The following is a 21,934-nucleotide window of genomic DNA, read 5'->3' on the forward strand; positions in this document are numbered from 1 at the left end:
CAGCAGCATGATCGTGCCGTGCATCGTGAACGCCTGGTTGAACTGCTCGTTCGACATGATCTGCAGGCCCGGACGGGCCAGCTCGGCGCGCATGAGCAGCGCCATCACGCCACCGATGACGAAGAACGCGAACGACGTGACGAGGTACATCGTGCCGATCGTCTTGTGGTCCGTCGTCGTCAGCCACTTGACCACGACACTGCCGCGGTTCTGGCGCCTGACCGGCAGCTCGTCCTGGTAGTGGGACCCTGCTGCCGCGGCACCCTGGGGTTCGTTGAGGATGCTCACAGGTTGTTCGTCTCCCGGTTCTTCTCGTGGCTCGTCTGCGCGATGCCGGCAGGAACGTAACCGTTCTGCTGCTTGTCCACGAGGTCCTTGAGGTGCTGCTCGTAACGCTCCTGGGAGACGACCTTCACGTTGAAGAGCATCCGGGAGTGGTCGACGCCGCAGAGCTCGGCACACTTGCCCAGGAAGGTGCCCTCCCTGTTGGGAGTCACCTGGAAGGAGTTGGTGTGGCCCGGGATGACGTCCTGCTTCATCAGGAACGGCACCACCCAGAAGGAGTGGATGACGTCACGCGAGGTCAGGACGAAGCGGACCGTCTTGTCCTTGGGGAGCCAGAGCGTCGGGCCCGGGTTGTTGGTCTGCGGGTTCCGCGTACCGGGGGTGCCGCAGTCGTAGACGCCGCCGGCGTTGGCCGGGAAGTCCTTCTTGAAGCGGTCCGGGATCGCGTCCAGGTCCTTCGAGGTCTTGGCGTCCCCGGTGGAACCGGCGACCGGCTCGATGTAGTTGAAGCACCAGCTCCACTGGAAGCCGACCACGTTGATCGTGACGTCGGGCTTCTTCTTGAGGCTGAGCAGCTCGGACTCGTCACGAGCGGTGAAGTAGAACAGCACCGAGACGATGATGAGCGGAACCACGGTGTACAGCGCCTCGATGGGCATGTTGTACCGGGTCTGCGGAGGAACTTCGACCTTGGTGCGGCTGCGCCGGTGGAAGAAAGCACTCCACAGGATCAGACCCCACACCAGCACGCCGACGGCGAGCGCAGCCGCCCAGGAACCCTGCCACAGGGAGAGGATCCGGGGAGCCTCTTCCGTGGTCGGGGTGGGCATACCAAGGCGGGGGAAGTCTTCCCAGTTGTACGAGCAACCGGTGGCTGTCGCCAAGACCAGGCCCGCGGTCAGTGCCTGCAGCAGCTTCCGCCGCATCGGGCGCCGCGGCGAGCGGTCGGAGCCGTTGGGACTCACGTAGCGCCTTCCCGAGAGTCTCGCCCGCGCGGATCGGCTGCGGCCTGGCCTTCTCGCTGGTCGGTCGCGGCCCTGCGTCGGGCAGGGGTTTGGATGTTTATGCGGACCAAACCCTAGCCGACGCCCTCCGGGGGTTCTCGGGGAGGGGTGCCTAGTGGGGTGGGGTGTTCGCTTGATTGGCGGGTGCGGTGGTCTTTGTGGCTTGTCGCGCAGTTCCCCGCGCCCCTGAGGGACGTCCGTGTGCCGGGCGTTCTAGCGTTGCAGTGTGGGTTACTTCGATGCTGCTTCCGGTGCTCCGCTTCATCCTGTTGCTCGGCAGGCCCTGCTGGCCTCCCTCGATGAAGGGTGGGCGGATCCTGCGCGGTTGTACAGGGAGGGGCGCCGGGCCCGGATGCTGCTGGACGCGGCGCGGGAGGCCGCCGCCGAGGCGGTGGGGTGCCGGGCGGACGAGCTGGTGTTCACCCCGTCCGGAAGCCGTGCCGTGCACACGGGCGTTGCGGGGGCGCTTGCCGGGCGGCGGCGGGTCGGACGCCACCTGATCGTGTCAGCGGTCGAACACTCCTCCGTCCTCCATTCGGCCGAGGCGCACGAGGCGGACGGCGGGTCGGTCACCCAGGTACCCGTCGACCGGGGCGGGGCGGTGGATCCGGTCGCCTACGGCGATGCCCTGCGCGGGGACACGGCTCTGGCCTGTCTGCAGTCGGCCAACCACGAGGTGGGGACGGAGCAGCCGGTCGCGGCGGTGGCGGAGCTGTGCCGGGAGGCAGGGGTGCCGTTGCTGGTGGATGCGGCGCAGTCACTGGGATGGGGGCCGGTGGAAGGGGGCTGGTCGCTGCTCACGGCCAGTGCGCACAAGTGGGGCGGGCCGTCCGGGGTGGGGCTGCTCGTGGTTCGCAAGGGTGTCCGGTTCGCGGCGCAAGGGCCGGTGGACGAGCGGGAGTCGGGGCGGGCGCCCGGTTTCGAGAACATCCCGGCGATCGTGGCGGCGGCCGCGTCGCTCAGGGCCGTACGGGCCGAGGCGGCCGAGGAGGCGGTGCGCCTGCGGGAGCTGACGGACCGGATCCGGGCGCGGGTGCCGCGGCTGGTGACCGACGCCGAGGTCGTCGGTGATCCGGTGCGCCGGCTGCCCGGGGTCGTCACGTTCTCCTGTCTCTACGTCGACGGGGAGGCGCTGCTGCACGAGCTGGACCGCGAGGGTTTCTCGGTTTCGTCCGGATCGTCCTGCACGAGCAGCACGCTGACGCCGAGCCATGTGCTGCGGGCGATGGGCGTGCTGAGTGAGGGAAATGTGCGGGTTTCGCTGCCGCTCGGGGCGACCGAGGAGGATGTGGAGAGGTTCCTGGAGGTGCTTCCCCGGGCGGTGGCGACGGTGCGGGAGAAGCTGGGGGCGCCGGTCCCGGAGACGGTGGTGCGGGAGACCGACGTGCTCGTCGTGGACTCCCTGGGCAAGAGGTGCCCGATCCCGGTCATCGAGCTCGCCAAGGTCATCGGTGACGTCCCCGTGGGCGGCCTGGTCCGGGTCCTGTCGGACGACGAGGCGGCCCGTCTGGACATCCCGGCGTGGTGCGAGATGCGCAACCAGGAGTACGTGGGCGAGGAGCCGGCGGACCAAGGTGCGGCTTACTTGATCCGCCGAGCGACCTGAGTCACTCAGGGGCGCGGGACTGTGCCGACATGCGGCTGCCGCCGCGGGGCCCGACCAGCCCCCACACCCCACGGACGGCGGATCAGCCCAGATGCCCCCGAACCTCTTCCGCCGCCTCGTCCCCGTACGCCTTGGTGAACCGCTCCATGAAGTGCCCGCGCCGCAGCTGGTACTCCTGCGTGCCCACCGTCTCGATGACGAGGGTCGCCAGCATGCAGCCGACCTGCGCGGCACGCTCCAGGGAGACGCCCCAGGCCAGACCGGAGAGGAACCCGGCGCGGAAGGCGTCGCCGACGCCCGTCGGGTCGGCCTTGCGCTCCTCGTCGGGCGTGCCGACCTCGATCGGGTCCTCGCCGGACCGCTCGATGCGCACGCCGCGCGCGCCGAGGGTCGTCACCCGGTGGCCCACGCGGGAGAGGATCTCCGCGTCGCTCCAGCCGGTCTTGGTCTCGATGAGGCCCTTCTCGTACTCGTTGGAGAAGAGGTAGGTCGCCCCGTCCAGCAGGATGCGGATCTCCTCGCCGTCCATCCGGGCGATCTGCTGGGAGAAGTCGGCGGCGAACGCGATCTTCCGGGAGCGGCACTCCTCGGTGTGGCGGAGCATGGCCTCCGGGTCGTCGGCGCCGATGGAGACCAGGTCGAGGCCGCCCACACGGTCGGCGACGGTCTTCAGCTCGATGAGGCGGGCCTCGCTCATGGCGCCGGTGTAGAAGGAGCCGATCTGGTTGTGGTCGGCGTCGGTCGTGCACACGAAGCGAGCGGTGTGCAGCGTGTCGGAGATGCGGACGGACTCCGTGTCGACGCCGTGCCGGTCGAGCCAGGCCCGGTACTCGTCGAAGTCCGCGCCCGCCGCGCCGACCAGGATCGGGCGGGTACCGAGCTGCCCCATGCCGAACGCGATGTTCGCGGCGACGCCGCCGCGGCGGACGTCCAGCTTGTCGACCAGGAACGACAGCGAGACCGTGTGCAGCTGGTCCGCTACGAACTGGTCGGCGAAGCGGCCGGGGAAGGTCATGAGGTGGTCGGTGGCGATGGAGCCGGTGACTGCGATGCGCACGGCGTGGATTCTCCTGAGGGAGGCGGACCTTGACGGTTCACGCTATCGGGTGGCTGGGCAGCTCTGAAGGCATCGAAACTACCCGATAGTAGATCTTTCTCGGTGAGCGTGACCGTGCATACGGTGCCGTTATGACGAACCTCAAGGTCCATGCGCCCGTTCCGGTCGATCTCGAAGGCGATCTGGCGTCGCTGCCGGGTGACGGGGCACGGATGGCTCCGCACTGGGCGGTCCCCCGGATCGCTTCGCGCCCGGTCTCCCCGACCCTGATCCACGGCGTGTCCGTACCTGCGGCGTCGGCGCGGCTGCTCGACGCGATGTCCGACTACGGGGACTGAACCGGCGCACTCGCGGGAACCGTGTGCTCCCCCGCTGCGTCCCATCGCTGTCCCCCGTAAAGGGGAGGCGGGATACGACCCACCAGCGGGCCCGTATGTGACGGGCCGGGTCCCATGGGACAGCTGTGCAGCCGAAGGAGCGATGCGGTGAACACCGAGCGACCGGACAACGACGCCGACGCCAGGGAAGCGGCCGGCGCCACCGCAGACGCCCCGAAGGCCGAGGAGCCGGGCACGGAGGCGGCCGGGGGGTCGGCGGAGGCCGGGACGTCGGCAGACGCCGGGACGTCGGCAGACGTTGAGAAGTCGGCAGACGTTGAGAAGTCGGCAGACGCCGAGACGTCGGCAGACGTTGAGAAGTCGGCAGACGTCGAGGCCCCCGCGGAAGCAGGGGTGTCGGCGCAGGCCGCGTCGGCGCAGGCCGCGTCGGCGCAGGCCGCGTCGGCGGAGGCCGCTGGGGCTGACGGGGCTGACGGGGCTGACGGGGCTGACGAGTCTCCCGACGGCCCGGCTGACGAGAAGCAGGCCGCTGAGGCGGAGGCGTCGGCTCCCCCGATCGTGGAGTCCGGCGCGCCGGAAGCTGCGGGGGCCGACGTGCCGGAAGCCGCGGCGGCTGGCACGCCCGAAGCCGCTGGGGCCGGCACGCCCGAAGGCATGCGGGACGACGGCGAGTCGGCAGCGACCACCGGGGACCGGCAAGGCGACGCCGAGCCGTCCCCCGATCGCGAAGCCACCGCGGATGACACCGGGGCCGGGGCGGCCCGCCCCCGTGCCACCCCGGCGCCCGTCGGCGACCTGCCCCGCGACGAGGAGCACCTGGTCCGCCACGGCGGTGGCCGCTCCCGTACGCCCGCGATCATCGCCTCCGTCGCCGCCGCCGTGCTGCTGATCGGCGGTGGCGGGGCCTGGCTCGCTTCCAACGCCTCCAGCGGGCCGGGCGGCGGCACGACGTCCAATGCGCCCGGTGGGGACGACACTCCCCCGCCGCTCGCGCTCGACGGCTACTCGGAGTCCACGGCCGGCGGCGGCAACGGCATCGCGCCCGGCGAGCCCAACCCCTACGGCGCCACCTACCGCGTCGACGGCGCCCTGCCCGACGGCCCCGGCAAGGCGCCGGTGTACCGGGCGCGGGGCGAGGTCACCAAGGCGGACGTGGCCCGGCTGGCCAAGGCCCTCGGAGTCGAGGGGGCGCCGGTGGCACAGGGCGAGGCCTGGAAGATCGGGGGCAAGGACGGTTCGGGGCCGAGCCTGCAGGTGAACAAGCAGGCGCCGGGCTCCTGGACGTTCAGCCGCTACGCCCCGGGCACGGACAACTGCAAGGGCACCGACACCTGCACGGCTCCGCGGTCCGGTGGCACGCCGGTGAGCGAGGAGGTGGCCGAGCAGGCCGCGGCGCCCGTGCTGAAGGCGGTGGGTCAGGACGACGCGAAACGCGACGCGAGCCAGGTCATGGGGGCCCAGCGGGTGGTGAACGCCGATCCCGCGGTCGGCGGACTGCCCACGCACGGCTGGACGACCGGGATCACGGTCGGCCCGGACGGCGAGGTCGTCGGCGGCAGCGGACAGCTGAAAACACCGGTGAAGGGCGACACGTACCCCGTGGTCAGCGCAAAGAAGGCGCTGGAGCTGATGGAAGGGCAGCCGAAGAGCGACCACCGGATGGGCATCGGCGGCTGCGCCAGCCCCGTGCCGCTGAAGGACCGGCTGGAGCAGCCCTGCGGTCAGCCGGCGAGCGGCGCTCCCGAGCAGGACACCGTGACGGTCGAGAACGCGGTGTTCGGGCTGGCCGCGCACGTCGTCGACGGACGGCAGGCGCTGGTGCCGTCGTGGCTGTTCGAGGTGACGGCGCCGGGCGCGAAGGACCCGTTCACAGTGACGTATCCGGCGGTGGAGCCGAAGTATCTCGCCTCCCCCGAGCCGAGCGAGCCGAGTGACAAGCCGACGTCGGCTCCCGGGCCGCGCGAGGTGAAGGTGGACGGCTATCGGGCCGAGGGCGCGGAGCTGACGGTGACCTTCACGGGCGGTGTGTGCGCCGACTACGACGTGAAGGCGAGCGAGAAGGGCGGCGAGGTGACGGTCACCGTGACGTCGACCCCGTGGCCGGACAAGGTCTGCATCATGATCGCCAAGCAGTTCCAGGAGACCGTGCAGCTGGACGAGCCGCTCGGTGACCGGGCGGTCGTCGACGCGGACGGCAAGGCGGTGCCGCTGGCGAAGGAGGGCGCCCGGCTGCCGGCTCCCCCGACGCAGGAGCGGTAGACGCGCCGATGCAGCGCGAAGGCGGCGGCCCCCACCGAGGGGGGCCGCCGCCTTCGTGTGTCCGCGGCCGCCGGTGGCGGCTCGGCAGGCTCAGCTGAAGGAGTCGCCGCAGGCGCAGGAGCCCGTCGCGTTGGGGTTGTCGATCGTGAAGCCCTGCTTCTCGATGGTGTCCACGAAGTCGATCGTGGCACCGCCCAGGTACGGGGCGCTCATGCGGTCGGTGACCACCTTCACACCGCCGAAGTCCTTCTCGACGTCGCCGTCGAGGGCGCGCTCGTCGAAGAAGAGCTGGTAGCGCAGGCCGGAGCAGCCGCCGGGCTGGACGGCGACGCGCAGCGCGAGGTCTTCGCGGCCTTCCTGGTCGAGCAGCGCCTTGACCTTGGACGCGGCGGCGTCGGTCAGGATGATGCCGTCGGTGACGGTGCTGGTCTCGTCCGATACGGACATCTACATCTCTCCCGGGTTGTACGGAGACTGCTTGCCGACGGTTGCAACCGGCGGGGCCGCGGATTCATTCCGGGCCGGGCTGTGGATCCCGGCTCCTTTTCATGCTCGCACACGCGCCCGGAACCGGAAAACGGCTCTTTCCGGGTCTTCCCGGGAATGAACAGCGGCTCACCGGGATTCACGTCACACAGACGCTATGGCCATCGTCAAAGTGACGTGAAGCGGTTATGATAGATAGCGTCAAATCGACGAAAAGTCGCAGAAACAGAAAGGGTGCGTGTCGTGACCACCGCCCAGACCCAGGAGCTCGACGTTCAGCCGACGCCCCTCGCCCTGCTGCTCCTCGGCCGTGAGGCCGACCCGAAGAGCGAGCGCGGTGTGGAGTGTCCCGGCGACCTGCCCTCGCCGTCCGACCCGGACCTGGTTGAGCGCGCCCGCAGGGCGAAGGAGAAGCTCGGGGACAAGGTCTTCGTGCTCGGCCACCACTACCAGCGCGACGAGGTCATCCAGTTCGCCGACGTGACGGGTGACTCGTTCAAGCTGGCCCGCGACGCGGCCGCCCGCCCGGAGGCCGAGTACATCGTGTTCTGCGGCGTGCACTTCATGGCGGAGTCGGCGGACATCCTGACCTCCGACGACCAGAAGGTCGTCCTGCCCGACCTCGCCGCCGGCTGCTCGATGGCCGACATGGCGACGGCCGAGCAGGTCGCCGAGTGCTGGGACGTGCTGACCGAGGCCGGGATAGCCGAGCAGGTCGTGCCCGTCTCGTACATGAACTCCTCCGCCGACATCAAGGCGTTCACCGGCAAGCACGGCGGCACGATCTGCACCTCGTCCAACGCGAAGCGGGCCCTGGACTGGGCCTTCGAACAGGGCGAGAAGGTGCTGTTCCTGCCCGACCAGCACCTCGGCCGCAACACCGCCGTGCGGGACATGGGCATGTCCCTGGAGGACTGCGTCCTCTACAACCCGCACAAGCCGAACGGCGGTCTGACGGCCGACCAGCTGCGCGCGGCGAAGATGATCCTGTGGCGCGGCCACTGCTCGGTGCACGGCCGCTTCAGCCTGGACTCGGTGAACGACGTGCGCGAGCGCATCCCGGGCGTGAACGTCCTGGTGCACCCCGAGTGCAAGCACGAGGTCGTGGCCGCGGCGGACTACGTCGGCTCGACGGAGTACATCATCAAGGCCCTGGAGGCCGCGCCGGCCGGCTCCAAGTGGGCCATCGGCACGGAGCTGAACCTGGTCCGCCGCCTGGCGAACCGTTTCGCGCCCGAGGGCAAGGAGATCGTCTTCCTCGACAAGACGGTCTGCTTCTGCTCGACCATGAACCGCATCGACCTCCCGCACCTGGTCTGGGCCCTGGAGTCGCTGGCCGAGGGCAACCTGGTCAACCGGATCGAGGTCGACAAGGAGACCGAGGCGTTCGCGAAGCTGGCCCTGGAGCGGATGCTGGCGCTGCCGTAACCCCGGTCCCGTCCGTCGTCACCCCGAGCGCGGTTTCCGCTCGGGGTGCGCGGGGTCGAGGCTGAAGACGCTGCCACCGGGGGTGGCCGCGACCAGGGCGCCTTGGAGGGGCCGCACCCGGGTGGCGCCCCAGTCGGTGGCATTGCTCTGGGCCCGCGGCTGCGTCTCCCACAGCAGCGTGCCCTTCTTCGCGTCGAGCGCCCCGACGCGGCCGCTGGCACTGGCGAGGTACACGGCCCGGGTCCGCGCGTCGTACGTCGCCTCGGCCGGCTGTTCCAGGCTGGTCGGGGTCTGCCACAGCGGCTTGCCCGTGCGGGCCGAGACGGCGGTGACGCGTCCGCTGGCGGTGGCGAACCACAGGGTGCCGTCCGCCAGCGTCACCTTCCCCTCGTACTCCTCGGCCAGCTTCGTCGTGCTCTGCGCACCGCTGCCGGGGTCCACCAGCCGGATTGCCGCATACGGCGCGTCCTCCCCCATGAGGACGTTCCCTTCCTCGTCCTGGGTCAGGTCCAGGAAGAGGAGCCGACGGCCGAAGGTGCCGAGCAACTCTGCCTTGCTCGGTACGCTCAGCCGGTGCGCCGGGCCGTCGGCCGGGTGCAGCTCCATGACGAGACCGTTCTCCGGTCTCTCCTGCGAGCCGCACTCCAGCCACAGCTTCCCGGCCACCTGTTTGATCCCGCAGTAGTGCTTCGCGGGCAGGCGTTCCGTCCAGCGTGGGGCGCCGGTGCGGACCGAGCGGGCCGTCATCGAGGCGCCGTCGCCCTCCGGAATCACGACGATGTCGCCGGAGAGGGCCACCTCCGCCCACTCGTCGTTCACCGCGCGGTCCCAGAGCCGGTCGCCGGTCCCGGTGTCGAACGCGAAGACCCGGGTCGTCCCTTCGCCCGGAGGCTCCTGCCGCACCAGGACGGCGTCGTCCCGGACGCCCAGGATCACGAACCTGGAGAGGTCGTCGCCGGTGACGGACGCCGCCGGGCCGGCGCGCCAGACGGTCTCGCCCGTCTTGCCGTCCAGGCGGACGGGAAGGATCCCGTCGCCCGCGCAGTAGACGGCCCCCTCGTACGTCTGGCACTCCGGCCCGCCCCGCAGCCCGCCGGGCTGCGGCTGCTGCGCCGTGCGCACACCACGCCCGGCCGTCTCGTACACGGTCGTCTGCCAGGGCTTCCAGCCGGCCGGCGGCGCCGCCCACCGGGAGTTCGCGGACGGTGAGGTGCCCGGCCGGTCGGCGTTCCGCGCCCAGCCGGGGCCGAGCGTCAGATAGGCCGTCAGGCCGAGGACGACGGCGCCGACCGTGCCCGTCGCGGCGAGCAGCGGGCGGACGCCACGGCGGGGGCGGGTGGCGCCCGGCGGGTCGGCCACGGTCGCGGGATGGACGGGCTCGACGGCCGGGAGCCTCTCCGCGCGCAGGGACATGGTGGCCGGGTCGCCGTCCGCCGGCTCGGGCAGGACGGCCACCAGCTCCCGGGCCAGTTCGTCGAGTCCGGGCCGCTGCGCGGGCTCCTTGGACAGGCAGCGCTCCAGCAGCCCGCGCAGCGGCCCGCCGACGCCCTCCAGCACGGGTTCGTCGTGCACCACCCGGTACGCCGTCAGATAGGGACTGTCCGCGTCGAAGGGGCCGCGCCCGGTGACGGCGTACACCAGCAGTGCCCCGAGCGAGAAGACGTCCGAGGCCGGGCCGACCGCGCGGGCGTCGACGAGCTGTTCGGGGGACATGAAGGGCGGTGTGCCGATCATCTGGCCGGTCTCGGTCAGCGTCTGGTGGTTCTCCGCCGCGCGGGAGATGCCGAAGTCGATGACGCGCGGGCCGTCTTCGGCCAGCAGGACGTTGGCCGGCTTCAGGTCCCGGTGCACCACTCCCGCCCGGTGGATGTCGCGCAGGGCCTCCACCAGGCCCAGGGCCAGCCCGCGCAGTTCGGCGTCCGGCAGGGCCCCCCGGTCGCGGATCCGCCGGGCGAGCGAGGGCCCGGGCACGTACTGGGTGGCCATCCAGGGCCGGGCCGCCTCGGGGTCCGCGTCCAGGACCGGTGCCGTGAAGGCTCCGCTGACCTTGCGGACCGCCGCGATCTCCTGCCGGAACCGGGCGCGGAAGACGGCGTCCGCCGCGTACTGGGCGTGCACGACCTTGATGGCCACGTCACGGCCCGAACGCGCCCTGGCCCGGTAGACGACGCCCATGCCCCCGGCCCCGAGCCGGTCGAGCAGCCTGTAGCCGCCGACCGACTTCGGGTCGTCGCTGTGCAGCGGCACGCCCGAATCCCCTTCCCCCGTAGAGCAGTTCGAGGCCACAGGATACGGAACGCATACGCGGGCGGCCGGGCACCGGCCCTGGAGGTCCGGTGCCCGGCCGCCGCCGGATCAGGCCGTCACACGTTCACGGGCTCCGGCTCCTCCGCGTCCGTCCGCTCGGCAGGCAGACCCTTCTTCGCCGCCCGCTTCTTCGCCCGGCGCTCCTTGCGGAGTTCGACCATCGCGTAGAGCGTCGGGACGAGCAGGAGGGTGAGCAGGGTCGACGTCACCAGACCGCCGATCACGACCACGGCCAGCGGCTGGGCGATGAAGCCGCCCTCGCCGGTGATGCCGAGGGCCATCGGCAGCAGGGCGAAGATCGTCGCCAGGGCGGTCATGAGGATCGGGCGCAGCCGGTGCCGGCCCCCCTCGATCACGGCCTCGACCACGCCGTGGCCCTGCTTGCGGTACTGGTTGATCAGGTCGATCAGCACGATCGCGTTCGTCACCACGATGCCGATCAGCATCAGCATGCCGATCATGGCCGGGACGCCCATCGGGGTGCCGGTGGCGATCAGCAGGCCGATCGCGCCGGTGGCGGCGAACGGGATGGAGACGAGCAGGATCAGCGGCTGGACCAGGGACTTGAAGGTGCCGACCAGCAGCATGAAGACGATCGCGATGGCCGCCAGCATCGCCAGGCCCAGGTTGGCGAACGCCTCGTCCTGGTCCTCGGAGACACCGCCGATCGACGCCGTGGCGCCGTCCGGGAGCTTCAGCGCGTTGATCTTCGACTGGAGCTGGGTGCTGACCGCGCCGGTGTTGTCGCCGGTCGGCTTCGCGGTGATGGTGGCCGCGCGCTGGCCGTCGATGCGGGTCATGGAGACCGGGCCGTCGACCAGCTTGACGGTGGCGATGTCGCCGAGCTTCACCGTGCCGCCCAGGCGCAGGTCCTGAAGCTGCTTCAGGGTTTTGGCGGGCTTGGCCGAGCGGATGACGACGTCGCGCTCGGTGTCGTCCAGGACGGCCTTGGCCGCGGGGGTGCCGCGGACGGCCTGGGCGACGGCCGCGCCGAGCGTCTGGTCGTTGAACCCGGCCGCGGCAGCCTTGTCGTTGGCCTTGACCGAGATGCGCGGCACGCTGGTCGCCAGGTCGCTGCTGACGTCCGTGACGTCGTCGAGGGAGGCGACCGTCTTGCGGACCTCCTCGGACGCGGTGCGCAGGACGTCGGCGTCGGCGGCCTTCACGACCACGCTGAGGTCCTGGCTGCCGAAGCCGTCACCGGCGGCGACGGTGGTCGTGCCGATGCCCTTCAGACCGGCCAGGCCCCTCTCGATGCTGTCCTGGACGTCCGCGTGGGACGCCGAGTCGTCGAGCATCACCTGGTAGGAGGCCTGGTTGCTGTCGGTGCCACCGCCGAAGGCCGCCATGAAGCCGGACGAGCCGACCGTGACCTGGTAGTCCTTCACGCCCTCGGTGCCGGCGAGCAGCTTCTCGACCTTCTTCGCCTGGGCGTCGGTGGCCGCCAGGCTGGTGCCGGGCTTCAGTTCCTGCTTGACGGTGAGGACCTCCTGCTCGCCCTGGTCGAAGAAGTTCGTCTTCAGCAGCGGCGCCATGCCGAACGTGCCGACCAGGACGACGATCGCGAGGGCCACACTGGTGAGGCGGCGGCGGGTCGCGAAGCGCAGGACCGGGACATAGAGGCGCTGGAGGCGGCTCCTGGCCTCCTTCTCCTCCGCGATCCGGCGCGCCTCGTCGGCGTCCTCGGGGGTGCCCTTCGGGGGCCGCAGGAACCAGTACGACAGGACCGGCACGACCGTCAGGGAGACGAGGAGGGACGCCAGCAGCGCGGCCGTCACGGTCAGGCTGAACGAGCCGAACAGCTCGCCCACCATGCCGCCGACCAGACCGATGGGCAGGAACACCGCGACCGTGGTGAGCGTCGAGGACGTCACCGCGCCCGCGACCTCGCGCACCGCGTTGAGGATGGCCGAGTGGCGCTCCTCGCCGTAGCCGAGGTGGCGCTTGATGTTCTCCAGGACCACGATCGAGTCGTCGACGACCCGGCCGATGGCGATGGTCAGGGCTCCCAGGGTGAGGACGTTCAGCGACAGGTCGCGCGTCCACAGCACGATCAGGGCGAGGACCACGGACAGCGGGATGGACACCGCCGTCACGAGGGTGGAGCGGATCGAGGCCAGGAAGACGAGGATCACCAGGACCGCGAAGAGCAAACCGAGCGCGCCCTCGGTGGTCAGGCCCTTGATGGACTTGGACACGGCCGGGCCCTGGTCGCTGACGACCGTGAGGGTCGCGCCGGAGCCGAGGTCCTTGCGGAGGTCGGGGAGCTTGTCCTGGACGGCGTCGGAGATGGCGACCGCGCTGCCGTCGCGGTCCATCGTCACGGCGACGGAGAGCGAGGGCTTGCCGTCGGTGCGGGTGATGGAGTCGGCCGTGGCCTCCTGCTGCTTCACCGTGGCGACGTCGCCGAGGCGCACCGGCTTGCCCTGGCCCGGCTCGCCCGTGACCATCAGGTCCTTGATCTGCTCGACCGAGGTGAAGCCGCCGCCGACCTGCACGGTGCGGTTGGCGCCGTCCTCGTCGAAGGAGCCGGCCGGGACGGTCGCGCCGCCCGCCTGGAGCGCCTGGGAGAGGGACTGCGAGGTCAGACCCGCCTTCGCCAGCTTCGCGTCGTCGGGCGTGACGGTGACCTGCAGGTCGCGCACCCCGTCGACGGTGACCTGGCCGACGCCGTCGATGCTCTTCAGGTCCGGCACCACGGTCTTGTCGATCTGGTCGGCCAGGGCCTGCTGGTCCCGGCCGGAGGTGACGGCGAGGACGACGGTCGGGATGTCGTCCGTGGAACCGGCGACGACCTGCGGGTCGACGTCGTCCGGGAGCTGGACGCGGGCCCGGTTGACGGCCTGCTGGACGTCGGCGACCAGCTGCTCGGTGCCGTTGCCATAGTCGAAGGACGCCATGATCACGGCGTTGCCCTCGCTGGCGGTGGAGGTGACGCCGCTGATGCCGTCGACGGCTTCGAGGGTGTCCTCGATGGGTTCGACGACCTGCTTCTCGACCACGTCCGGGGACGCGCCCTGGTAAGGCGCCAGCACGGACACCACGGGCAGTTCGATGGTGGGCAGCAGCTGCTGCTTGAGCTGGGGTATCGCGATCGCCCCGAAGACGAGCGCGATGATCGACATCAGCCCTATCAGGGCCCGTTGCGCGAGGCTGAATCTCGACAGCCAGGACATGGGTGAGGGTCTCTCTTCTGTTTAACGGCAGAAGCGGCAGCGGACGCGCAGATGAGCGCCCGCCCCTACACCTTGAGCCATGGACGGACGGGGTTTCGTAGCCCCCAGGTCCAGATCCTTATACGGCGCATACTCCGACCGCAGTACGGCCGGGTCGGGCTCACTCCACCCTTGGACGGACCAGGCCGGACTCGTAAGCGGTGACGACGAGCTGGGCCCGGTCCCGGGCGCCCAGCTTCGCCATGGCCCGGTTGACGTGCGTCTTCACCGTCAGCGGGCTGACTTCGAGGCGCTCGGCGATCTCGTCGTTGGAGTGCCCGCCGGCGACCAGGACCAGCACCTCGCGTTCGCGGCCCGTGAGCGAGTCGAGCCGTTCGCCGCGGCCCGGGTCGCGGTCGTCGTCGGCCGGGTCCTGCGTGGCGAGAAACCGGGCGATCAGGCCCGTGGTGGCCGCCGGGGAGAGCAGGGCCTGGCCACCGGCGGCGATGCGGATGGCGTTCAGCAGCTCCTCGGGTTCGGAGCCCTTGCCGAGGAATCCGGAGGCGCCGGCCCGCAGCGACTGCACGACGTAGTCGTCGACCTCGAAGGTCGTCAGGATCACGACCCGGACGTCGGCGAGGTCGGGGTCGGCGCTGATCATGCGGGTCGCGGCGAGACCGTCGGTGCCGGGCATGCGGATGTCCATGAGCACGACGTCCGCCTGCTGCTCCTTCGTCAGCCGGACCGCTTCCGCGCCGTCGGCGGCCTCGCCGACCACCTCCATGTCGGGCTCGGAGTCGACGAGCACACGAAAGGCGCTGCGCAGCAGCGCCTGGTCGTCGGCGAGCAGGACACGGATGGTCATGCGGGGCCCTCCCCGGTCGGTGTGCGGTTCTCGACCGGCAGGATCGCATGGACGCGGAAGCCGCCGCCGTAGCGGGGACCGGTGGTGAGGGTGCCGCGCAGGGCGGTGACGCGTTCGCGCATGCCGAGCAGTCCGTGGCCGCCGCCGCTGTCCTGGGGCTCGTGCTCGCCGCTGCCGTCGTCGAGGACGGTGATCTCGATGTGCGGTCCGACGCGGACGACGCTGACCTCCGCCTTGGCCTGGGGCCCGGCGTGCTTCTGCACGTTGGTGAGGGCCTCCTGGATGATCCGGTAGGCGGCCAGGTCGACGGCCGCGGGCAGGGTGGTGCCCTGGTCGGCGCGGGCGACCTCGATGTGCAGCCCGGCGTTGCGGAAGGTGCCGGTGAGTTCGTCGAGGCGGTCCAGGCCCGGGGCGGGTTCGGTGGGGGCCTCGGGGTCGTCGGACTGCCGGAGCAGGCCGACGGTGGCGCGGAGTTCGTTGAGCGCGGAGCGGCTGGCCTCGCGGACGTGCCCGAGGGCTTCCTTGGCCTGGTCGGGGCGCTTGTCCATGACGTGGGCGGCGACCCCGGCCTGCACGTTGACCAGGGCGATGTGGTGGGCGACCACGTCGTGCAGGTCCCGTGCGATGCGCAGGCGTTCCTCGGCGACGCGGCGGCGGGCCTCCTCCTCGCGGGTGCGCTCGGCCCGTTCGGCGCGCTCCTGGATGGCCTGGACGAAGGCACGGCGGCTGCGGACGGCGTCGCCGGCGGTGGCGCCGATGCCGGTCCAGGCGAAGATCGCGAGGTTCTCCTGGGCGTACCAGGGCAGGGCGCCGGCCGACATGGCGGCGCCGGTCAGCACGGTCATGGTGAGCAGGCCGACGCGCCAGGTGGTGGGACGGTCGGTGGTGGAGGCGACGGTGTAGAGCGCGATGACGGCGGACATCGCGACGGGGGTGCGGGGGTCGCCGGTGACGGACTCGATGACGGAGACGGTGCCGGTGAGGGCAAGGACCGTCATGGGGGCGCGGCGGCGGAAGACCAGGGCCGCGGCGCCGAGGGTCATGAGGAGGAGGCTGAGCGGGTCGGGGGTGCGCAGGACCCAGCTGACGCTGTCGCGGTGCCGGGGCTCCACGAACGAACCGGCGACCATGCAGATCAGGACGGCGGTGGCCAGGACGGCGTCCATGGCCAGGGGGTGCGCCTTGGCCCGGCATCGGGCCCGCGCGAGGGTGCTCACGGGGGTTTACGGTAGCCGGGCCCGCTGTGTCTGTGTGAGGTGCTCGGCGTCCAGGCTGAGGTCGGGCGGGTCCGCCACCCGGCGGAGTGAGGTGCCGCTGCGCCCACCCCGGTCCGCAACCCGGCGGAGTGAGGTGCCGCTGCGCCCACCCTCCCCCAAGCTTTCGGCTTCGCTCGAGCAGGGGGACCCCCGTCGCCCCCGGCGGCACGCATGCCCGCGGTCACGTCAGCCCGGAATCAAGCCGTCGTCGCTGAGGAGCTCCCGGACTTCCTCCAGCGTCGCCTCCGGAGAGGGCAGGATCAGTTCCGACGGTTCCAGGGAGTCGTCCGGGAGGGGGTCGCCGAGGTCGCGGACCCTGGCCAGGAGGGCCTGGAGGGTGCGGCGGAAGCCGGGGCCGTCGCCGTTCTCCATCTCCGCCAGGAGTTCGTCGTCCAGCTTGCTCAGCTCGGCGAGGTGGCCGTCGGCCAGACTCACCTGGCCCTCCCCCATGATCCGTACGATCATGTCGCCCTCCTAGGCGTGGGCCCCTACTGCTTGTCGAAGCGCGGGGTGTCCTGCGGCTGCTGCTGGGACTGCTGCTGGCTCGTGCCACCTTCGAGAGCCTGCTGCCCGCTGCTCGGGCCTCCGGCCAGCTCGGCCTTCATGCGCTGCAGTTCCAGCTCTACATCCGTACCACCGGAGAGCCGGTCCAGCTCGGCCTGGATGTCGTCCTTGTGCATGCCGGAGGGGTCGTCGAGGGCGCCGGAGGCGAGCAGCTCGTCGATGGCGCCGGCGCGGGCCTGGAGCTGGGCCGTCTTGTCCTCGGCGCGCTGGATCGCCAGGCCGACGTCGCCCATCTCCTCGGAGATGCCGGAGAAGGCCTCGCCGATCCGGGTCTGGGCCTGCGCCGCCGTGTACGTGGCCTTGATGGTCTCCTTCTTCGTGCGGAAGGCGTCGACCTTGGCCTGCAGCCGCTGGGCCGCGAGGGTGAGCTTCTCCTCCTCACCCTGGAGCGTCGCGTGCTGGGTCTCCAGGTCGGTCACCTGCTGCTGGAGCGCGGCGCGGCGGGAGAGCGCCTCGCGGGCCAGGTCCTCGCGGCCCAGAGCGAGGGCCTTGCGCCCCTGGTCCTCGAGCTTGCCCGACTGCGACTGCAGCTGGTTCAGCTGGAGCTCCAGGCGCTTGCGGGAGGTCGCCACGTCGGCGACGCCACGGCGGACCTTCTGCAGCAGCTCCAGCTGCTTCTGGTACGAGTAATCGAGGGTCTCGCGCGGGTCCTCGGCCCGGTCAAGGGCCTTGTTCGCCTTCGCGCGGAAGATCATCCCCATACGCTTCATGACACCGCTCATGGGCTTCGCGCGCCCCCTTCTGACCGACTCCGGCAGCTGCTCCTGCGACAGAACCCACAGTACGGGCCCTGCATCCATTACCGCACTGTTCGGGGACGGATGCGCTCATCCCCAAGGACGAGTGCGTGCGCTCCCGCTCCGGCGTAGGGAGTAGGTGGTCCCCGGGTCTCCGGAGCCGTATACCCCGGGGAACATCCGGAGGCGTACACAACGTCCCCTCTGTCCCCTTACTGACGACTGGTGTTGCCGGATCGTTCCCCACCGGGCTGGGGTCCATGCCCGGAAGCCCTTACCCTTGGGTTTTGTGTTCCGTAGCCGTGCGAAGGATGAGAAGGCCCAGGACGCCGACAAGGCGCCGGTGACCGACTCCAGTCAGCCCCGTCACCCCGAGGCCCCCAAGGGCCGCCCCACGCCCAAGCGCAGTGCGGCCCAGTCGCAGCGCCGCAGCGTGGCCAACACGTCGACGACGCGCAAGGAGGCCGCCAAGCGACAGCGTGCGGAACGCCGTACCGCGATGGAACGGCAGCGCCAGGCGCTGGCGAGCGGCGACGAGCGGTATCTGCCCGCGCGTGACAAGGGACCGGTCCGCCGGTTCGCGCGCGACTTCGTCGACTCCCGGTTCAACATCGCGGAGTTCTTCCTGCCGATGGCCGTGGTCATCCTCGTGCTGAGCATGGTGCGGGTGGCGGCGCTGCAGAACATCGCGTTGCTGCTGTGGCTCGTGGTGATCGTGCTGATCGTGCTCGACTCGTTCGTCACGTCCTTCCGCTTGAAGAAGCAGCTGAACGAGCGCTTCGCGGGTGAGAACAAGCGCGGCGCCGTCGCCTACGCCCTGATGCGCTCCCTCCAGATGCGCCGGCTCCGGCTGCCGAAGCCGCAGGTCAAGCGCGGAGAGCGGCCCTGACCACGACGCCGTTCTCCGGGGGTGCGGCGGATGCCTGGCTGGACAGGCTGGGCGGGCTGCGCGATGTCGTCCGTCAGGAGCTGGTGGCCCGCCAGCTGGACGAGCAGATAGTCGGGCGGTTCCCGGTCGGACAGCGGCTGCGGGTGCTCGACGTGGGGATGGGGCAGGGCACGCAGGCGCTGCGTCTGGTCCGGGCCGGGCACCGGGTGACCGGTCTGGAGCAGGACGCGACGATGATCGCCGTGGCCCGGGAGGCGCTCGCGGGGGAACCGGAGGGCATCCGGGAGCGGATGCGGATCATCGAGGGCGACGGCCGGGACACCGGGGTGCACTTCCTGCCCGGCAGCTTCGACGTGGTGCTGTGCCACGGCGTCCTGATGTACGTCGAGGAGCCCGACCCGCTGCTGGCGGGGCTCGCCAGGATGCTCGCGCCCGGCGGGCTGCTGTCCCTGCTGGTGCGCAACGGGGACGCGCTCGCGATCCGGCCGGGCCTGTCCGGTGACTGGTCCGGGGCGCTGACGGCCTTCGACACCGTCTCCTACCGCAACCGGCTGGGACTCGACGTGCGGGCCGACCGGCTGAAGGACCTGACGTCGACGCTCGCGGGGATCGGGGCGCCGCTGCACGCCTGGTACGGGGTGCGGGTGTTCACCGACACGGCGGCGGACGGCGCGGAGGTGCCGGCCGACGTGGAGACGCTGCTCGCGGTGGAGGAGAAGGCCGGGCGGACGGATCCGTACCGCGGGGTGGCCGCGCTGCTGCACCTGTGCGGCGTACGCGGCTGACACACGGAAGAGGGGCGGGGGCCGTCGGCCCCCGCCCCCAGCGGGCTCAGGCCTCGGCCGCGTGCAGGCTCATCGGCCCGTAGATCTCCGTGGCGTCCTCGAACAGCCGTACCTGGTCGGCACCGCCCTCCTGCAGGGCCTTCCAGTGCTCCCCGATCCAGGACTCGGCGTCCCCCTGGGTGGGGAACTCCTCCGGCAGCACCGCGGGCTGGACCTCCGTCCCGTCGGTCTTCTCGAACCGCCACGTCCATGCCGCCATGTACGCCTCCCATGTGTGTGAGCACACTGCACAGCGAAAAGCCGGATCTTGGTCCGGCTCCCGTCAGAGCCTAAGCGCTCCGCCGGGTGGGGCGTCATAGGCCTTGCGGGAGTACGGGTGATCGGGTGTGTGCGGGTCGTGTCCGGCTGGTCGCGCGGTTCCCCGCGCCCCCTCGAGGTGGGTCTCCAGCACGCGTGCCCCATGGCAACGGGTGAGAATCAGTGGGTGGAACTCACTCTGCTCGGCACCGGCGCCCCCGCGGGTCTCCCCCGCCCCGACTGTCCCTGCGCGGCCTGTGCGGCTGCTCTCGGCCCGGACGCGCGAGCGGCCACCTCGCTGCTCCTGGACGGGGCGCTGCTGCTCGACCTGACGCCGGGCGCGGCGTTCGCGGCGGCGCGGGCGGGCCGTTCCCTGACCGGCGTACGGCAGGTGCTGCTGTCGCATCCCCACGACGGGCCGGCGGTCGAGGTGCCCGCCGGGCTGCCGCAGCCCGGACGGGTGCCGGACGGGCGGGAGTTGACGCTGCTGACGGGACACCGGGTGCGGGCGGTGGCGCTGGACGCGCCGGGCACGGGGTACGCGGTGACCGGGCCGGAGGGGCAGCGGCTGCTGTATCTGCCGCCGGGCGGGGCGCCGGCGGGTCTGGAGCAGCCGGCCGAGTCGTACGACATGGTCCTCGCGGACGTCGTGGGACGGCCGGACGCGCTGGCCAGGCTGCGGGCGGTGGGGGCGGTGGGCCCGACGACCGACGTGGTCGCCGTTCACCTGGACCACGACCTGCCGCCCGGCCCCGAGCTCGGGCGCCGGCTCGCTGCGGCCGGGGCGCGGGCCGTGCCGGACGGGGTGACGCTGGTGGTGGGTGCGTACGAGGACGTGCCGGACGTGCCGCGGCGGACCCTGGTGCTGGGCGGGGCGAGGTCGGGCAAGTCGGTGGAGGCCGAGCGGAGGCTGGAGGCCTTTCCCGACGTGCTGTACGTGGCGACGGGCGGGTCGCGCAACGGGGACACGGAGTGGTCCTCGCGGGTGGCGGCCCACCGGGATCGGCGGCCGGGGTCGTGGCGGACGGTGGAGACCTGCGATCTGGTGCCGTTGCTGGAAGCCGAGGGGCCGCCCCTGCTGATCGACTGTCTGTCCCTGTGGCTGACCGACGCGATGGATTCCGCCGGGGCGTGGGACGACGCGGTGTGGGCGGAGCGCGGGGAGAAGGTGCTGCGGGAGCGGGTGCGGGAGCTCACGGAGGCGGTGCGGGTCACCCCGCGGACGGTGGTCGCCGTGTCGAACGAGGTGGGGTCGGGGATCGTGCCGTCGACGGCGTCGGGGCGGCGCTACCGGGATGAACTCGGGCGGCTGAACGCCCGGTTCGCGGACGAGTGTGAGCATGTGCTGCTGGTGGTGGCGGGGCAGGCGATGGTGCTGCGGGGCTGAGGGGGGCTCCCGGAGTGCGTGGAGACCGGCCCCGGCCCGACGGCTCCCCCTCCCCCTCACTCGGCCTCGACCTGCTGCGCTGTGCGGGCGATCACCCGGTAGGTGTTCGCGAAGCGCGTGCGGCGGGCCACCGGGGCGATGAGGTGGTCCGCCAGTGCCGCCAGGGCCACCAGGGGGACGCCGGCGCGGAGCAGGGCCGTGCGGGCGTGCCGTTGCACGGGGGGCGGGGGGATCGCCCGCCAGGGGGTGTCCGGGGCGGGCAGCGCGTGGGAGAGGGCCAGGGACGTGGCGCCGGCGAGGTCGTGGGGGACGTGGACCGGGCGGTGGTCGAGCGCCAGGATCGTGCAGCCGGCCGACTCCAGTTCCGCGCGGACGTTCTGCGGGGGCAGCAGGTGGAGGTGGCGCGGCTGGTCGTAGGGGAGCCACCAGCGGCCCAGCAGGGCCGCGAAGACGCTGCGGGGGCTCAGGGTCTCGATGAGCAGGTGGCCGCCCGGGCGCAGAACGGAGAGGGCGGCTTGGAGTTCCGCTCGGGGATCGGGCGTGGCCTCCAGGTGGTGGAGCATGCTGACCACGTCGTAGCGGGCGCGCAGCGGGGCGGCGATCCTGGGGTCCGTCAGACGGCCGACGTGGGCCTCTTCGACGCGGTCGGCCGTGCGGGCGCGAACCACGCGCGGGGTGGGGTCGAGGCCGTCGAAGGCGGTGTAGGGAAAGAACTGACGGGCCGTGGCGGGGAAGCGGGCGTGGCCCGTCCCTACGTCGAGCCAGCTCTCCGGCTCACCGCAGCGCAGCATCGCGCGGGCCGCCGAGCGGTGGCGGCGGGGGCTGCCGCGCAGGGCGAGGAGGCCGTCGCTCGCCGGGTCCCTGGGCGCCCCGCGCGCGGTCCGGTGGTAGAGGGCGAGTCCCTCGACCGTGAGGCGGGGGTTCTGGAAGGTGTGGCCGCAGTCCCGGCACGCGTCGACGGTGAAGCTGCCCGGCTTGTACTGCCGCAGGTCACCGGTGCGCAGCCGGTTGCGCAGCGCGGTGGAGCCGCACCAGGGGCAGTCCTCCCGGCGCGGTTCGTGGACCCGTGTGGTCGACGGGGAGAGAGGGGGTGCGGACGAGGCGGGGTGTGCGGGCATGGGCGGCTCCCGGGCGCGACGGCGTACGGCGAGGACGTACGGCGGGGACGTCGCACGACCGTGCACAACCACGTACGACCGCGTACGACAATCCGCTGCAAAACGGAACGT

At 71.7% G+C, this 21,934-nt stretch carries 19 protein-coding genes; 7 read left to right on the forward strand and 12 right to left on the reverse strand.

Going from position 1 to position 21,934, the window contains the following annotated elements; genetic code table 11:
- Together ACZ7EG_RS00005 and ctaC are read right to left on the reverse strand one after the other, a co-directional pair.
- The coding region (locus tag ACZ7EG_RS00005) for a cbb3-type cytochrome c oxidase subunit I (RefSeq protein WP_471070033.1) at positions 1-288 on the reverse strand (288 nt) is incomplete at its 3' end.
- On the reverse strand, positions 285-1,250 hold the full coding sequence (gene ctaC, locus ACZ7EG_RS00010; RefSeq protein WP_471070035.1) for an aa3-type cytochrome oxidase subunit II: 966 nt from the start codon (positions 1,248-1,250) through the stop codon (positions 285-287). The genes ctaC and ACZ7EG_RS00005, both read right to left, overlap by 4 nt.
- A 265-nt stretch (positions 1,251-1,515) precedes the next feature.
- Between ctaC and ACZ7EG_RS00015 the strand changes: the two genes are divergently transcribed.
- Positions 1,516-2,895, forward strand: a complete 1,380-nt coding sequence (locus ACZ7EG_RS00015; protein ID WP_471070037.1) for an aminotransferase class V-fold PLP-dependent enzyme — start codon at positions 1,516-1,518, stop codon at positions 2,893-2,895.
- 82 nt (positions 2,896-2,977) lie between these two features.
- Here the strand turns inward: ACZ7EG_RS00015 and ACZ7EG_RS00020 are convergent, their stop codons facing one another.
- Positions 2,978-3,952: a carbohydrate kinase family protein gene (locus tag ACZ7EG_RS00020; RefSeq protein ID WP_471070039.1), complete on the reverse strand. Its 975-nt coding sequence runs from the start codon at positions 3,950-3,952 to the stop codon at positions 2,978-2,980.
- A gap of 131 nt (positions 3,953-4,083) precedes the next feature.
- On the opposite strand from ACZ7EG_RS00020, the gene ACZ7EG_RS00025 reads away from it, so the two are divergent.
- Both ACZ7EG_RS00025 and ACZ7EG_RS00030 read left to right on the forward strand, forming a co-directional pair.
- Entirely contained in the window at positions 4,084-4,290 is a 207-nt protein-coding gene (locus tag ACZ7EG_RS00025; protein WP_471070040.1) for a hypothetical protein, read from the forward strand.
- A 147-nt stretch (positions 4,291-4,437) separates the two neighbouring features.
- Positions 4,438-6,549, forward strand: a complete 2,112-nt coding sequence (locus ACZ7EG_RS00030) for a hypothetical protein (protein ID WP_471070041.1) — start codon at positions 4,438-4,440, stop codon at positions 6,547-6,549.
- A 90-nt stretch (positions 6,550-6,639) separates the two neighbouring features.
- On the opposite strand, the gene ACZ7EG_RS00035 is transcribed toward ACZ7EG_RS00030, so the two are convergent.
- Positions 6,640-6,996, reverse strand: a complete 357-nt coding sequence (locus tag ACZ7EG_RS00035; protein WP_031109243.1) for a HesB/IscA family protein — start codon at positions 6,994-6,996, stop codon at positions 6,640-6,642.
- Positions 6,997-7,278: 282 nt separating this feature from the next.
- Between ACZ7EG_RS00035 and nadA the strand changes: the two genes are divergently transcribed.
- Positions 7,279-8,463 carry a quinolinate synthase NadA gene (gene nadA, locus ACZ7EG_RS00040; RefSeq protein WP_471070042.1) on the forward strand — a complete coding sequence of 395 codons (1,185 nt, stop codon included), beginning with the start codon at positions 7,279-7,281 and terminating at the stop codon, positions 8,461-8,463.
- A gap of 18 nt (positions 8,464-8,481) precedes the next feature.
- On the opposite strand, the gene ACZ7EG_RS00045 is transcribed toward nadA, so the two are convergent.
- From ACZ7EG_RS00045 to ACZ7EG_RS00070, 6 genes are all read right to left on the reverse strand, one after another.
- Entirely contained in the window at positions 8,482-10,710 is a 2,229-nt protein-coding gene (locus tag ACZ7EG_RS00045; protein WP_471070043.1) for a protein kinase domain-containing protein, read from the reverse strand.
- A gap of 116 nt (positions 10,711-10,826) precedes the next feature.
- Positions 10,827-13,946, reverse strand: a complete 3,120-nt coding sequence (locus ACZ7EG_RS00050; RefSeq protein WP_471070045.1) for an efflux RND transporter permease subunit — start codon at positions 13,944-13,946, stop codon at positions 10,827-10,829.
- A gap of 160 nt (positions 13,947-14,106) precedes the next feature.
- Positions 14,107-14,790, reverse strand: a complete 684-nt coding sequence (locus tag ACZ7EG_RS00055; protein WP_471070047.1) for a response regulator — start codon at positions 14,788-14,790, stop codon at positions 14,107-14,109.
- Entirely contained in the window at positions 14,787-16,007 is a 1,221-nt protein-coding gene (locus ACZ7EG_RS00060) for a sensor histidine kinase (RefSeq protein WP_471070049.1), read from the reverse strand. The genes ACZ7EG_RS00055 and ACZ7EG_RS00060 overlap by 4 nt, the downstream gene beginning before the upstream one ends.
- Positions 16,008-16,232: 225 nt before the next feature.
- Positions 16,233-16,511 (reverse strand): PspA-associated protein PspAA, encoded by a 279-nt coding sequence (pspAA, locus tag ACZ7EG_RS00065; protein ID WP_471070051.1) that lies wholly within the window; start codon positions 16,509-16,511, stop codon positions 16,233-16,235.
- A gap of 23 nt (positions 16,512-16,534) precedes the next feature.
- Positions 16,535-17,320 carry a PspA/IM30 family protein gene (locus tag ACZ7EG_RS00070; RefSeq protein ID WP_389967766.1) on the reverse strand — a complete coding sequence of 262 codons (786 nt, stop codon included), beginning with the start codon at positions 17,318-17,320 and terminating at the stop codon, positions 16,535-16,537.
- 316 nt (positions 17,321-17,636) lie between these two features.
- Here ACZ7EG_RS00070 and ACZ7EG_RS00075 point away from each other — a divergent pair, with 316 nt between their 5' ends.
- Together ACZ7EG_RS00075 and ACZ7EG_RS00080 are read left to right on the forward strand one after the other, a co-directional pair.
- Positions 17,637-18,236 carry a DUF3043 domain-containing protein gene (locus tag ACZ7EG_RS00075; RefSeq protein ID WP_344457273.1) on the forward strand — a complete coding sequence of 200 codons (600 nt, stop codon included), beginning with the start codon at positions 17,637-17,639 and terminating at the stop codon, positions 18,234-18,236.
- Positions 18,237-18,319: 83 nt separating this feature from the next.
- A complete protein-coding gene (locus tag ACZ7EG_RS00080; protein ID WP_471070054.1) occupies positions 18,320-19,021 on the forward strand; it encodes a class I SAM-dependent methyltransferase in 702 nt (233 codons plus the stop codon).
- Between the two features lie 46 nt (positions 19,022-19,067).
- Here the strand turns inward: ACZ7EG_RS00080 and ACZ7EG_RS00085 are convergent, their stop codons facing one another.
- Entirely contained in the window at positions 19,068-19,280 is a 213-nt protein-coding gene (locus tag ACZ7EG_RS00085; RefSeq protein ID WP_471070056.1) for a hypothetical protein, read from the reverse strand.
- Positions 19,281-19,505: 225 nt separating this feature from the next.
- Between ACZ7EG_RS00085 and ACZ7EG_RS00090 the strand changes: the two genes are divergently transcribed.
- Positions 19,506-20,705: a bifunctional adenosylcobinamide kinase/adenosylcobinamide-phosphate guanylyltransferase gene (locus ACZ7EG_RS00090; protein WP_471070058.1), complete on the forward strand. Its 1,200-nt coding sequence runs from the start codon at positions 19,506-19,508 to the stop codon at positions 20,703-20,705.
- 56 nt (positions 20,706-20,761) lie between these two features.
- Here ACZ7EG_RS00090 and ACZ7EG_RS00095 read toward each other — a convergent pair whose 3' ends face one another.
- Positions 20,762-21,823 (reverse strand): class I SAM-dependent methyltransferase, encoded by a 1,062-nt coding sequence (locus ACZ7EG_RS00095; protein ID WP_471070060.1) that lies wholly within the window; start codon positions 21,821-21,823, stop codon positions 20,762-20,764.
- Positions 21,824-21,934: the final 111 nt, after the last annotated feature.

Source organism: Streptomyces sp. NPDC037100, assembly GCF_055606225.1.